The sequence below is a fragment of the Duganella sp. Leaf61 genome (assembly GCF_001421905.1).
Lineage (GTDB): Bacteria > Pseudomonadota > Gammaproteobacteria > Burkholderiales > Burkholderiaceae_D > Rugamonas > Rugamonas zoogloeoides.
This window is the reverse complement of the sequence record NZ_LMLM01000002.1, coordinates 243,594-256,285: the sequence shown is the minus strand read 5'-3', so window position 1 is coordinate 256,285 and position 12,692 is coordinate 243,594. Positions and strand designations below refer to the sequence as shown.

The following is a 12,692-nucleotide window of genomic DNA, read 5'->3' as shown; positions in this document are numbered from 1 at the left end:
CGGGCCCGTCAGCGAGATTCGCTGACGGGCCCGAATGTTTTTAATGGAGCAAAAATCAGGGTTGGCGCGGTGGTTCATTCTCGGCGAGCACCGCCGTCACGCGTGCCATGTCGTGGCGATAGGTGTCCTGCGCCTGCTTCAGGCAGCTGGCCCGCTCGGCAGCGGGGCCCTTGGCGCACGCCTGCTTGGCTTCGGCCAGCGCGGCGCCGATTTCCTTGCGCAGGGTGCGCTCTTTTTGCGCAGGCGTGACGTCTTCGCGGTGCCAGCGGGCCGGATCACCCCTGGCGATTTCCTGCTGTTGCAGCTGGACGTTTTGCGGGGGCGTATTGTCTTGTGCCTGCGCGACAAGCGCCGCGCAGGACAGGGCGAGCACGGCGCCGCATTTCAGGGTCTGGAAAGGCGTCATGACGGGCTCCCCGTGGCTTACAGGCGGCCGGTCAGCAGCATGATCAGCAGGATCACGACCAGCAGGCCGGTGATGCCGCTCGGTGCATAGCCCCAGTTGCGGCTGTGCGGCCAGGTAGGCAACGCACCCACCAGTAACAAGACCAGGATGATCAGAATGATGGTGCCCATGGTATTCCCCTTAAGTTTGAGTTATTGATCGGGATGATCGCGATAAGCGAAAAAAATTAATAGCGGTACAGGCGGCCGTCGATCAGGCGCACGCGGTTGCCCACGCGCAGGTCGTAGACGCTGTCCTGGTTCACCAGGCGGTAATCGCCATTGTCCATGCGCACGCTGATCTGGTACTCGTCGCGCGGTGCGTTGCGGTTGTTTTCGACGTTGTTGCCTACCACGCCACCAGCGACTGCGCCGGCCACGGTCGCGGCGGCACGGCCGCTGCCCGAGCCCACTTGATTACCCAGCAGTGCGCCCACCAGGCCGCCTGCAACGGCGCCGGCGCCGCTGCCTTTGCCCTCGACGGTCCTGACCTGGATCGATTCGATGGTGCCATAACTGGCTGCTTCATTCTGGTAGCCGGTCTGCTGACCGTAGCCTGGATTCTGGTTGCTGGTGGCGCAGCCGCTCAGTACGGCGGTGGCGGCAAGTACGACAGCGGCAAGGGTGCGGTTCGAATTCATGTTGTCCTCCTGAAAGTAATGAGTTCAGAATAATCATGCTGCGCGCACAGGTCTGTGCGCTTTCGCACCAAGTAATTACGTGGAATAAATGTGGTGACTTTGCCAAATTTCAGTGTGTGTACGATACCGTACAGAGTCCTTGCCGTGATGGGCGTAAAACGTTTCCATCGGCAGCAGCGACGACCTGACAACCGTAAGGCATCGCTCGGCTGACAACCTGATTCGATCAAAACACCAAGGAGAACCACCATGAAAATCGCCCACAAAATCGCTACCGCACTGTTCACCGTCTCGCTGCTGGCAACTGCAGGTTGCGCCTCGACTTCGACCAAGGAAGGCACCGGCGAGTTCGTCGATGATGCTGTTGTGACCACCAAGGTAAAAGCTGCGATCTTCAACGAACCTACCCTGAAAACCACCGAAATCAATGTGGAAACCTTCAAAGGCGTGGTGCAGTTGAGCGGCTTCGTGGCCCAGCCTGCTGACATCGGCAAAGCCGGCGAAGTGGCGCGTGGCGTCAAAGGCGTTTCGTCCGTCAAGAACGATATCCGCGTGAAGTAATTTCGCTCGATGTCGCTGGTCCGTCGTTGCCGGTTTCCGGTGACGGCGAACGCGATCGGCGCGACATGCTTCGGTATGTCGCGCCGTAATTTTATTGTGAGTCATCATGAGCCAGCAGCCCGCAGACCTTCCTCCCGCCACCCTTACGGCGAGCCCGGCATCGAGTAGCACGGCCGACCCCGGTGTGCTTCAGCGTTTCCCCATTCATGTCAACGCCCGCGGTCTCGCGCTGGGCATCATTGCCACTGTCGCCTTCGTCTGGGCCTTGCAGTGGTCGCGCAATTTCCTGGTTCCCCTGTTGCTGGGCATTCTGATCAGCTACACCCTGAGTCCGCTGATGGGCTGGATGACGCGGCGCCGCGTGCCGCGCGCCATTGCCGCCACCCTGATCACGGCGGCGATTGTGGGCGGCTCGGTGATGGCGGTCGATAAACTGCATGGCGAGTTCGAGTCCATCGTCGAGGAACTGCCCAGCACCGGCCACAAGCTGTCGAAGCTCGTGAGCGAGCGCCTGCATGGCAGCTCGAGCGCCTTGCAGCGCATCCAGGCCGTGGCCACCGAGTTGCAGCAGGCCACCGCCGGCGCCCAGGAACGGCGCGCGGCGCGCAAGGCCATCCCGGCAACGTCGCCCGAGTTTCCCTTGATGAACTGGGTGTGGGCAGGCTCGATGGGGCTGATGGGCTTTCTGAGCCAGGCCACCATGGTGATCTTCCTGGTGTTTTTCCTGCTGCTGTCCGGCGACACCTTCAAGCGCAAGCTGGTCAAGCTCACCGGGCCGTCATTATCGAAGAAAAAAATCACGGTCCACATCCTGGAAGACATCAATACGTCGATCCAGAAATACATGCTGATGCTGCTGGTCACCAACGGCATGCTGGCAGTCATGATGTGGATCGCGCTGCGCTGGATCGGCCTGGAAAACGCCGGCGCCTGGGCCATCGTGGCCGGCTTGCTGCATCTGATGCCTTACTTCGGCCCGCTGCTGATCATGCTGGCCACAGGCCTGGTGGCCCTGCTGCAATTCGAGTCGATCCAGATGAGCGTGCTGGTGATGGGCACCTCGCTGGCGATCGCGACCCTGGTGGGCACCATTATCACTACCTGGATGACCGGCCGCTTCGCCCGCATGAATGCCGCTGCCGTGTTTGTCAGTTTGCTGTTCTGGGGCTGGTTGTGGGGCGTCTGGGGCTTGCTGCTGGGCGTACCTGTGATCGTGATCGTCAAGGTCGTTGCCGAGCGGGTGGAAGGGATGGAAGTGGTGGCCGAACTGCTGGGAGAGTAGGGCGGCCGAGATGAAAAACGGGGCGCTGGCGTTGCCGGCGCCCCGTTTTTTATGGCGCGGGCGTTTTGTCTTTCAGGCTGCCCAGTTGCAAGGCATACTGCCGCGCAAATTCCGCGCCCAGGAAGAATATCTGCGCCGAGTAATACACCCACAGCAGCAGCGCAATCACCGAGCCGGCTGCGCCATAGCTGCTGGCCACGCCGCTGTTGCCGATATACGCGCCGATGGCAAACTTGCCCAGCGTGAACAGGGCAGCGGTGCCGAGCGCGCCAATGCTCACATCCTGCCACGACAGTTTTACGCGGGGCAGCATCTTGAAGATCACGCCAAACAAGGCGGCAATCACCAGGAAGCTGATGGCGTAATTGATGCCGGTGAGCGCTTCGCCGGCATCGACCCAGATCCGGTCCCAGTATTTCTGGATGATCGTCAGCACCGCACTGACCACCAGCGACACCATCAGCAGGAACGCCAGCACCAGCACCATGCCGAACGACAGCAGCCGGGTACGGATCACGTCCCACGCCGTGCTGGTGGTCACGGGCGGCACTTGCCAGATCACGTCCAGGCTGGATTTGAGTTCGGCAAACACGGTGGTGGCGCCAAAGATCAGCAGAAAAAACGCGATGATGGTGGCCAGTTGACCCTCTTCCTTGTTTTTTGCCCCGGCCAAGACCAGCTGGATCGCTTCCGCGCCTTGCTGGCCGACCAGGCCGTTGAGCTGGGCGAACAGCTCGCCCTGCGCCGCCTGCGGACCATAGAACCAGCCGGCAATGGCCAGCACCAGCACCAGGATCGGCGCCATGGAAAACAGGGTATAGAACGCCAGCGCCGCGCCCATGCTGCCGGCGCGGTGCGAGAACCATTCGGAAACGGTGCATTTCAGCACCGAAAATATATCTCTTTTTCTCATGAGTAAAAAAAAAGCCCCGCAACCGAAGTTGCGGGGCTTTTCCGGGTGAATTAGTTCACGCGACGTTCGATGGTGATTTGTTCCACCTCAACGCGACGGTTAGGCTCCAGGCACTTGATCAGGTCAGCTTTACGCTTGTTGTCGCAGGTGACAACAGGGTTCGCTTCGCCACGGCCTTCGGCGCTCAGACGGTTGGCTGCAACGCCTTTGCCGACCAGGTATTCCTTGACCGAGTTGGCACGGCGCTCGGACAGTTTCTGGTTGTAGCTCTCGGCGCCCAGGCGGTCGGTGTAACCGGCGATGGTCACATCGTTGATGCCAGGGTTGTTGTTCAGCAGGGTAGCGATCTCGTCCAGTTTAGGCTGGTTCGGGTTCAGCTTGGCGCTGTCGAAACCGAACATTTCGGTGGCCGACATCGTCACTTTTTCCATGCGCACCGGTGGTGGTGGCGGTGGTGGCATTGGTGCTGGTGGTGGCGGTGGTGGTTCAGCCACGACTGGTGCTGGTGGTGGCGGCGGTGGTGCTGGACGTGGTGGCGCAGCGAAGGCGAAGTTCACACCCACGGTCAGGTACAGGTTGTTGCTCTTGTCGGTGCGTGGGAACACGTCGTCACGCAGGAAGCCGTGCACGTTGCGGATGTCGGCCTGGAACGTGGTACGTTCGTTCATGTCAGCCTGGAAACCGAGACCGGCGCTGATGTAAGGCGAGTTCTTGGAGATCTCGTTTTGACCGGCCAGAGCCAGCTTGTCGCGCTGGACACCGGCGCCTACCAGAATGAATGGACGGAACGACTTACGCGAGAACAGGTACAGGCCGTCAACGCCCAGGGTCTGCTGCTGGTAGCGGTCACCATTGTCTTTCGAACGGGCGTAGGTGCCGCCCATTTGCACGTCCCAGTTTTCGTTGACTGCCTTACCGAACTTCAGGCCACCACCCGGGCCGCGACGGTCTACGCCGAAGTCGTCGTCCGGTTTGATGCCGTTGACGCTAGGCTGGACATACCACGACGGGTTGATGACCGGCTCTTGAGCCATGGCGGAGAACGACGCACACAGTGCTGCTGCGGCGAGGGCGATTTTCTTAGTTTTATTCAAGGTAAGCTCCCGATTAATGAAGGATGTTTCGATGTTTCGTGGTCAGCTGTGTTTTGTTCACCGCTGCTAGGAACGAACTTTATGCAAAATAGTCAGTTCATTCAGTACGCTACCGCACAAAAGATTGTGCTGTATCAAATTCAACACAGATTGTGAATTTGATCGGGCAATTCATGCAACTTGCCGAAATGGGGGGTGTCCTATATTCATTGTTCGGGTTTCGCCGCTAATGTTCGTTGCCGCACAGACTGGTGCGCGGCAAAAAGGCATTCTGGCGTCAGATGCAGAGACTGTAGCGCTTGATCTTCAATCACACAGCCTCCGCTGCCAAATATCCCGGCAAAACCAATCTCGGCAATTTGTTATTAAGGAGTGTACACATGCACGCACAACCCCAAACCCTGGTTCAGAACGAAATGAAAGCGTCGCTCGACATGCAATCGACCACCAGCAAGCTGTTGGAGCGTCCCGTGCCACTGGACCGCAAACCCGGCTTGTCGATGGCCTCCATCGAGCGTGTGCGTTCCACTTCCGCCACCCTGCGCCGTATTGAAAACATGCAAAAGCTCATCGCCGAGCTGTCCATGCACGAAATGCTGGCCGACGAAATCGCATGGTTCCTCAAGTTTTCGCCGTCGGGCGCCCGCAAGTACATCCGCGATCTGCGCGAAGCCGGCGTGATCGAACTGGCGCGTTACGTGGAAGGCACCGCTACCTACCTAGGCAAGGCTGTCTATCAGCTCACGCCCGATCCGGAACGTGTGGCCGCATTCCTGGCCGCCATCGTCCAGCCAAAACGCGAAGGCGCGCCACCGCGCAAGGAACGTCCAGGCCTGCGCGAGCAAGCCATGGCCGGCAGCGGTCGCCACTTCCACATCCTGGCCGATGACACCCATTACGCGATCCGCGTCAACCGTGGCCCGGTCATGCGCGACCCGCTGGTTGCCGCGCTGTTCGGCTCGGCACCATCGCAGCAAAAAGCTGCCGAATAAAGTCGGCGGTAACCTCAAAGAAGCCGGGCTCGTCCCGGCTTTTTGCATTTCGGAATGTTTGCGTTGCCGATGTATTGAAAGAGGGGCAAGTGTCCTCACTTAAGCATCACTGAACTTTTACGGATGCGCTGTACATGGAAGCCTTGATCTGGATAGTCCTCACGCTGCTGGCCATAGCGCTCCCGCTCTATTACCCGCGCTGGCGCCTGCGCCGGTTGCTGGCGCGGCCGTTATCAGCCGACGCGCAAGCGATCTTGCAGCGTAATATCCCCGTCTATCACCGCATGCCCGCCGAATTGCAGCAGCAGTTGCAAAAGCTGGTCGTGCAGTTCCTGCATCAAAAGAAATTTGTCGGCTGCGAAGGGCTGGAGATGACTGACGAAATCGCCGTCACCATCGCCGGCCAGGCGTGCATGTTGCTGCTCAACCGCCACACCAAGGTCTATCCGGCCTTGCACACGGTGCTCGTGTATCCGTCCGAATTCGTGGCGCAACGGGCGGAAATCGGCCCCGGCGGCGTGGTTACGCCAGGGCGCCAGAGCATGCTGGGCGAATCCTGGGACGATGGTCGCGTGGTGCTGTCGTGGGACGACGTGCAGCGCGGCGCCGGCGACTGGACCGACGGCCACAACGTGGTGCTGCACGAATTTGCCCACCAGCTCGACAGCGAGTCGGGCCGCGCCAATGGCGCCCCGTACCTGGGCAACCGGGCCAGCTACCGCGAATGGTCCGAGATCCTGCAGCGCAATTACGACAGCCTGCGCATGCGCGCCATGTATCGCCAGGAGACGGTAATGGACCCTTACGGCGCTACCAATCCGGCCGAATTCTTCGCGGTCGCCACCGAAACCTTTTATGAAAAGCCGTACCAGATGGCCGAGCACCATGCCGAGCTGTTTGCCGAATTCCTCAAGTACTACCGCGTCGATCCGCGCCAGTGGATGCCGCCACCGCCGCCGCCCCCGGTCCAGCTGGAGCCGGGCGAGATCAGCTACAGCTTCAACCTTCATTAGGCTTTGCCGGGGTGCGCCTGCGCACCGACTCCCGGTGGGCGCGGGCGCATATTGCTGCCATCGCCGCTTGCGGCCCGACCACACGGAGAACAGCATGAGCCACATCATCGCAGGACATTTCCAGATCCAGGACGAGATCGCTACGGCCCGCGCCGCCTTGCAGCGTGCGGGCTTTGCCGACGAGGATATCAGCGCCTTTTACGTCAACCCGCAGGGCCAGCACGATGTCCACGAGCTCGGTGGCGACCAGGATAAATCGCCGGGCGCCAAGGAAAGCGACGAGGGCGTGGTGCAGGGCGGCGGCGCCGGTGCCGTCGCTGGCGCGGTGGCCGGCAGCGCGGCGATCCCGATTGCCGGTCCGCTGGGCCCGGTCGTCGGTGCGCTGGTAGGCGCCCACGTCGGCTCACTGTTCTCGCTGTCGAAAATGAAGGATGCGGGCGAACCCGAAGAAGGGCGCGACGGTCACGAAAACATGATTCCGCCCCGCAAATCCGGCATGATGATAGCCGTGGCGGTGGCCGACCAGGCCCGCGAACAGCAGGCGCTCGACGTGCTGCGCAGCCTCGGCGCCAGCAATCTCGAGCGCGCCGAAGGGACCATCGCCGCCGGCGACTGGCGCGATTTCGACCCGACCTCGCGCCCCGTGCCGGCTTGAGCCGTCCTGTTGCGTATCCGGTACTGGCGCGCTGACAATCGCGGATTTCCCGATAATCATTGCTACAATGAATTTACAAAACCCGGGAGGCGCGGCGATGACACAGGCATGGGTAGTGCTGACCCGCCCGGACGGGCGCGACTTGCAGGCGCCGTCCGAGGCGCAAATGGCCGATGCCCTGGCCGAAGTCTATAGCGGCAAGGCCGCCAGTCCGGACGGCGAGCCCGGCAGCGCCGTGTTGCGCTTCGGTTATGACGACGGCTTGATGTACGAAGTGGAAGTGTCGAGCGGTGGCGCCGTGCGGTTTGCCGAGTGGTCGGACCGCGATTGCGAGCTGGCGCTGGCCGACCCGCGCGTGATGACCGCGCTGCCGCAAGACGATGCCTTGCAACTATGGCGCTTGCTGGCGCAGCGGCAGGTGGCGCGCATCCGCAGCCAGCCGTGGCAATGACTACATCGACTCCACCCGCGCCTTGAGTTTTTCATAAGGCGCCACCAGCTTTTCCGGCGCGCCGGTGGCCACTGCTGCCGCCAGCGAAAGCAGTTCTCCCGTCAGCGCAATCAAATCCTTGATCTGGTCGATCTTGCGGATCTTTTCCTGCGCCTGCGCCGTCACGTCCAGCAACTGTTGCTGCAAGCCGCCGAGCCCGACAGCAGCCAGGCGGGCCGCTTCCAGGTACAGGCCCAGCGCGTGCTGGCGCAAAGTCACTTCGTTGGCGAACAGCGCCTGCGCGGCAGCCCGGCTGATGGCGGGTTCGCTGGTGCCGGGCATTTTCTGGCGGATGGCCCGCATCAGGCGCGCATGGAGCGCATCGGCACTGGCGGACAGGCTGTCGGCCAGTGTTTCGAGGTCGCGCTGGGTGTTGCTGTGGGGTTCAATGCTCATGGTGGCTCTCCGAAATCAGGGCTGTGGCAGGCTCTCGACCAGGGCCCGGTGGCGCTGCGCGATCAGGTCCAGGTTCTTGCGCGCCAGCGTGTGACGCAGGCCGATCAGGCGGTACTCGGCGGTCTTTTCCTGCAGGTGCGACTTGGCCAGTGCGATCAGGAGGCGGTCGCGGTTGGCGTCGAGGTAGGGGATTTCCATCTCCAGCATGCCCAGCACGATGCGCTGTTCATTGTCATTGGAGCGGTCATACAGGCGCAGCAGGTTGCGCATGGCATCGAGCAGCTGCTGCACCGGTTCGCTGGCGTCGCGCATCAGGTCGTTGACGGCGCGCTCCTGCATCGGCGCCGTGACCGCGCGTGACAGCAACCGGGTCAGGCCGGTAAAGGCGTTGACGTGGCGGTCTTCCAGGCCGGTGTCGGGCCAGGCCTTGATGCCGGTGCCGACCACCTTGAGCGGGTCGCGCGAGTCGTACCGGCGGTCGCCGGCCAGCGCGCCGAGCGCCTGCATATAAGCTTGAACCACGTCGTCGATGCGACGGAAATCGTCGCTGGCCTGTTTGCGGCTGGCGTCGAGCGCACGTTCGCGCAGGTCGGCGGCGGGCGCCAGGTATGGCTGCTGGCGCTCGTAGGCGCTACGGTAGCGTTCGGTCAGTTCGTGGTAGGCATTGAGCTTGGGTGCATCGGCGGCAAAGGCGCGCACGTCGGCCATGCGCGGGGTGCTGCTGGCACAGCCGCCCAACATGGCAAAGACCGCCAGCAGACACGCAATCAGTAGCGCATGGAAGGTCAAGCGTAGCGAAATCATCGGGCCTCCTCAAGGAAATGAGGATCATTGTTGCCCTGCGCTTGATGCGTGGTGTTGCGACTGCGCAGACCTGGCTAGGTGAGTGCGGTCAGCCAGTCCAGGCCCGCGCGGGTGTCGCCGGCCGGGTTGTACTCGCAGCCGATCCAGCCGTCGTAGCCCAGCTGGTCGAGCAGGGCGAACAGGTGGCGGTAATTGATTTCACCCGTGCCCGGCTCGTGGCGGCCCGGCGTGTCGGCCACTTGCAGGTGGGCGATGCGGGGCAGGTTGGCGCGGATGGTGTTGCTCAACTCGCCTTCCATGCGCTGCATATGATAGATGTCGTATTGCAGGAACAGGTTGGGGCAGCCGGCTTCGTCGATGATCGCCAGCGCCTGCGCGCTGCGGTTGAGCAGGTAGCCGGGCATGTCGAAATGGTTGATCGGCTCGATCAGCAGCTTGATGCCGTGCGGCGCCAGCAGCCCGGCGGCGTAGCGCAGATTGGCAATATAGGTGGCGCGTGCCTGCTCGGGCGCGAGGCCGGGCGGGGCTTTTCCGGCCATGCAATGCACTTGCCTTACTCCCAGCGCCAGCGCATAGTCGCGGGCGGCGGCCACACTGGCCTGGAATTCGTCGCTGCGGTCCGGGTGGCAGGCCATGCCGCGCTCGCCGGCGTCCCAGTCGCCCGGGTGCAGGTTGAACAGCACCAGTTGCAAGCCATGCTCACGCAATTGCGCAGCGATCTGCTCGGCAGGCCATGCATAGGGGAACAGGAATTCGACGGCCTCGAAGCCGGCGGCGCGGGCGGCGCCAAAGCGGTCGAGGAAGGGGAGATCGGTAAACAACATCGACAGGTTGGCGGCAAATTTAGGCATGGGTAAATTATAAGGCAATAAAAAACCGCCCAAAGGCGGTTTTCATTGTGCAGCTGGCTTGGTCTGATTAACGACCACGGCCACCGGAACGATGCTGCGACGGGTTGGCGCCATTGCGCGGCGCGCTGCCGTTGCCGCCGCCACCGGTGCGGGCTTGACCGCCACCACCGCCGCCGCTGCGGGCGCCGCCGCCGTTACCGCCACCACCGTTGCCGCCGCGACCACCGCCGCCACCGTTACGATGGCCGGGGCCGCCGCTGCGCAGCTGGATCGGTTGCGCGCGCGCGTTCAGGTCCGGCTCGAAGCCAGGAATTACTTCACGCGGCAGGGTTTGCTTGATCAGCTTTTCGATATCCTTGAGCATGTCGTGTTCATCGACACACACCAGCGACACCGCTTCGCCGGTGGCGCCGGCGCGGCCGGTACGGCCGATCCGGTGCACATAGTCTTCCGGCACGTTCGGCAGGTCGTAGTTGACCACGTGCGGCAATTGATCGATATCGATACCGCGCGCGGCGATGTCGGTGGCGACCAGCACTTGCAGCGTGCCATCCTTGAATTCGCTCAGCGCGCGGGTACGGGCCGACTGGCTCTTGTTGCCGTGGATGGCCATGGCAGTGATGCCGTCGCCACCGAGTTTTTCCACCAGGTTGTTGGCGCCGTGCTTGGTGCGGGTGAAGACCAGCACCTGGGTCCACTTGTGGGTCTTGATCAGGTAGGCCAGCATCGGGTGTTTCTTGTCGCGGTCAACCGGGTGGATCTTTTGCGCGATCACTTCCACGGTCGAATTGCGGCGGGCCACTTCGATGGTGGCCGGGTTGTTCAGCAAACCGTCGGCCAGGGCCTTGATCTCGTCCGAGAAGGTCGCCGAGAACAGCAGGTTCTGGCGTTTCGGCGGCAGCACGGCCAGCACTTTTTTGATGTCGCGGATGAAGCCCATGTCCAGCATGCGGTCGGCTTCGTCCAGGATCAGGACTTCGACCTTGCTCAGGTCCACGGTGCCTTGCTGCATGTGGTCCAGCAGGCGGCCCGGGGTGGCGACCAGGATGTCGACGCCGTGTTTCAGTTGCTTGATTTGCGGGTTGATGCCGACGCCGCCGAAGATCACGGCAGAGTTCAGCTTGGTGTACTTGCCGTAGATGCGCACGCTTTCCTCGACCTGGGCCGCCAGTTCGCGGGTCGGGGTCAGGATCAGGGCGCGGATGGCGCGCGGCGAGCTATTGGTGGTGAATGCCTTGCCGATTGCGCTGGACGACAGCAGTTGCAGCAGCGGCAGGGTGAAGCCGGCGGTCTTGCCGGTGCCGGTCTGGGCGCCTGCCAGCAGGTCGCCGCCGTTCAGGACGGCAGGAATGGCCTGGGTCTGGATCGGCGTCGGGGTGGTGTAGCCGGTGTCGGCAACAGCGCGGACGATAGCGTCGGACAAACCGAGTGAGGAAAATGGCATGGGTAGCTTTGTATGAGATCGGCCTGTCGCCCTCTTGAGGCGCCAGTCGCAGGCAATCGGGATTATCTAGGTGCGGCGCAAGACTGGATGGCAAGCCGCAGCTAGCACTATAACAGCTAAGCTGGAAGGGAATTTCGCTTGGGAAACAAAAAGGAGGCGGATCGCCCCCTTTTTTTGTAACAAACCTTACGTCAATGAAACCAGCGCAAGGCTTTTGTTATGTGTTTCTTATCTATCAGGCAAACGGGGTCAGCAGACCAACCATCTGGCCGAAGATTTTCGGGCTGGCGGCAATGATGTCACCCTTGTACAGGTAGTCCGATTCGCCATTGAATTCGCCGACGATACCGCCCGCTTCGGTCACCATCAGGGCGCCCGCTGCGATATCCCAAGGCTTCAGGCCTTTTTCGTAGAAACCGTCGAGGCGGCCCGACGCCACGTAGGCCAGGTCCAGCGCGGCGCTGCCCGGACGGCGCACGCCGTGGCTGCGTTCGGCCATGATGCCGTACATTTTCAGGTATTCGTCGAGGGCCTTGGCGTTGCCAGCCTGGTAGCCCGTGGACAGCAGGGCGTTGGCGATACGGTCGAGCTTGGTAACGCGGATGCGCTTTTCGTTCAGGTAGGCGCCGGCGCCCTTGGTGGCGGTAAACAGGTCGTTGCGCACAGGGTCGTAGATCACGCCCTGGGTGATCACGCCGCGCTGGGCCAGTGCGATCGAGATGCAGTATTGCGGGAAGCCGTGCATGAAGTTGGTGGTGCCATCGAGCGGGTCGATGATCCAGCAGTATTCAGCCTCGTCGTGGTTGTTCTTCGATGCACCCGACTCTTCAGCCAGGAACGCGTGGTCGGGATAAGCCTTGGACAGCACGCCAATGATCTCTTGTTCGGCCGCCTGATCGACGTCGGTGACGAAATCCTTGTGATTTTTCTCGGTCACGATCACGCGGTCGAGGTCGAACGAGGCGCGATTGATGACGGTGGCGGCGCGGCGAGCAGCTTTGATCGCCGTGTTGAGCATTGGGTGCATGATGACTTTTCCGTTAAAAGAACGCTAACGCCCACCGGGGCAATGCCACCGGCGACGCGTTAGAGGACAAGAGTGAATTAAAGAG

The 12,692-nt window shown here is 61.9% G+C and carries 16 protein-coding genes; 6 read left to right on the top strand and 10 right to left on the bottom strand.

Going from position 1 to position 12,692, the window contains the following annotated elements:
* Positions 1–55: 55 nt before the first annotated feature.
* The 3 genes from ASF04_RS05405 to ASF04_RS05400 are packed head-to-tail and all read right to left on the bottom strand — an operon-like array spanning position 56 to position 1,085.
* Entirely contained in the window at positions 56–406 is a 351-nt protein-coding gene (locus ASF04_RS05405) for a hypothetical protein (protein WP_056138808.1), read from the bottom strand.
* Between the two features lie 17 nt (positions 407–423).
* Complete coding sequence (locus ASF04_RS26520) at positions 424–576, bottom strand: DUF3309 family protein (protein WP_019921971.1); 153 nt, start codon at positions 574–576, stop codon at positions 424–426.
* Between the two features lie 56 nt (positions 577–632).
* A complete protein-coding gene (locus ASF04_RS05400; protein WP_056138806.1) occupies positions 633–1,085 on the bottom strand; it encodes a glycine zipper 2TM domain-containing protein in 453 nt (150 codons plus the stop codon).
* 249 nt (positions 1,086–1,334) lie between these two features.
* Between ASF04_RS05400 and ASF04_RS05395 the strand changes: the two genes are divergently transcribed.
* Positions 1,335–1,646, top strand: coding sequence for a BON domain-containing protein (locus ASF04_RS05395; RefSeq protein ID WP_056138804.1), 312 nt, complete (start codon positions 1,335–1,337; stop codon positions 1,644–1,646).
* Between the two features lie 106 nt (positions 1,647–1,752).
* Entirely contained in the window at positions 1,753–2,928 is a 1,176-nt protein-coding gene (locus ASF04_RS05390) for an AI-2E family transporter (protein ID WP_227012157.1), read from the top strand.
* A gap of 49 nt (positions 2,929–2,977) precedes the next feature.
* Here the strand turns inward: ASF04_RS05390 and ASF04_RS05385 are convergent, their stop codons facing one another.
* Positions 2,978–3,841: a YihY/virulence factor BrkB family protein gene (locus tag ASF04_RS05385; RefSeq protein ID WP_056138799.1), complete on the bottom strand. Its 864-nt coding sequence runs from the start codon at positions 3,839–3,841 to the stop codon at positions 2,978–2,980.
* A gap of 50 nt (positions 3,842–3,891) precedes the next feature.
* Positions 3,892–4,935 (bottom strand): OmpA family protein, encoded by a 1,044-nt coding sequence (locus tag ASF04_RS05380; RefSeq protein WP_056138797.1) that lies wholly within the window; start codon positions 4,933–4,935, stop codon positions 3,892–3,894.
* Positions 4,936–5,315: 380 nt separating this feature from the next.
* On the opposite strand from ASF04_RS05380, the gene ASF04_RS05375 reads away from it, so the two are divergent.
* The 4 genes from ASF04_RS05375 (at position 5,316) to ASF04_RS05360 (ending at position 8,046) form a co-directional block, all read left to right on the top strand.
* Positions 5,316–5,927 (top strand): winged helix-turn-helix domain-containing protein, encoded by a 612-nt coding sequence (locus tag ASF04_RS05375; RefSeq protein ID WP_026637310.1) that lies wholly within the window; start codon positions 5,316–5,318, stop codon positions 5,925–5,927.
* A 134-nt stretch (positions 5,928–6,061) separates the two neighbouring features.
* Positions 6,062–6,940 carry a zinc-dependent peptidase gene (locus ASF04_RS05370; protein WP_056138795.1) on the top strand — a complete coding sequence of 293 codons (879 nt, stop codon included), beginning with the start codon at positions 6,062–6,064 and terminating at the stop codon, positions 6,938–6,940.
* A gap of 94 nt (positions 6,941–7,034) precedes the next feature.
* On the top strand, positions 7,035–7,595 hold the full coding sequence (locus ASF04_RS05365; protein ID WP_056138793.1) for a hypothetical protein: 561 nt from the start codon (positions 7,035–7,037) through the stop codon (positions 7,593–7,595).
* Between the two features lie 97 nt (positions 7,596–7,692).
* Positions 7,693–8,046 carry a hypothetical protein gene (locus ASF04_RS05360; protein WP_019921980.1) on the top strand — a complete coding sequence of 118 codons (354 nt, stop codon included), beginning with the start codon at positions 7,693–7,695 and terminating at the stop codon, positions 8,044–8,046.
* Here the strand turns inward: ASF04_RS05360 and ASF04_RS05355 are convergent, their stop codons facing one another.
* From ASF04_RS05355 to ASF04_RS05335, 5 genes are all read right to left on the bottom strand, one after another.
* The gene (locus ASF04_RS05355) at positions 8,047–8,481 is read right to left on the bottom strand and encodes a hypothetical protein (protein ID WP_056138791.1); all 435 of its coding nucleotides are present in this window, start codon (positions 8,479–8,481) and stop codon (positions 8,047–8,049) included. It lies immediately after the preceding gene.
* Positions 8,482–8,496: 15 nt separating this feature from the next.
* On the bottom strand, positions 8,497–9,285 hold the full coding sequence (locus tag ASF04_RS05350; RefSeq protein ID WP_056138789.1) for a hypothetical protein: 789 nt from the start codon (positions 9,283–9,285) through the stop codon (positions 8,497–8,499).
* Between the two features lie 74 nt (positions 9,286–9,359).
* Positions 9,360–10,136, bottom strand: coding sequence for a hydroxypyruvate isomerase (gene hyi, locus ASF04_RS05345; protein WP_056138912.1), 777 nt, complete (start codon positions 10,134–10,136; stop codon positions 9,360–9,362).
* A 67-nt stretch (positions 10,137–10,203) separates the two neighbouring features.
* Positions 10,204–11,580 (bottom strand): DEAD/DEAH box helicase, encoded by a 1,377-nt coding sequence (locus ASF04_RS05340; RefSeq protein ID WP_056138787.1) that lies wholly within the window; start codon positions 11,578–11,580, stop codon positions 10,204–10,206.
* A gap of 235 nt (positions 11,581–11,815) precedes the next feature.
* A complete protein-coding gene (locus tag ASF04_RS05335; protein ID WP_019921985.1) occupies positions 11,816–12,598 on the bottom strand; it encodes an inositol monophosphatase family protein in 783 nt (260 codons plus the stop codon).
* Positions 12,599–12,692: the final 94 nt, after the last annotated feature.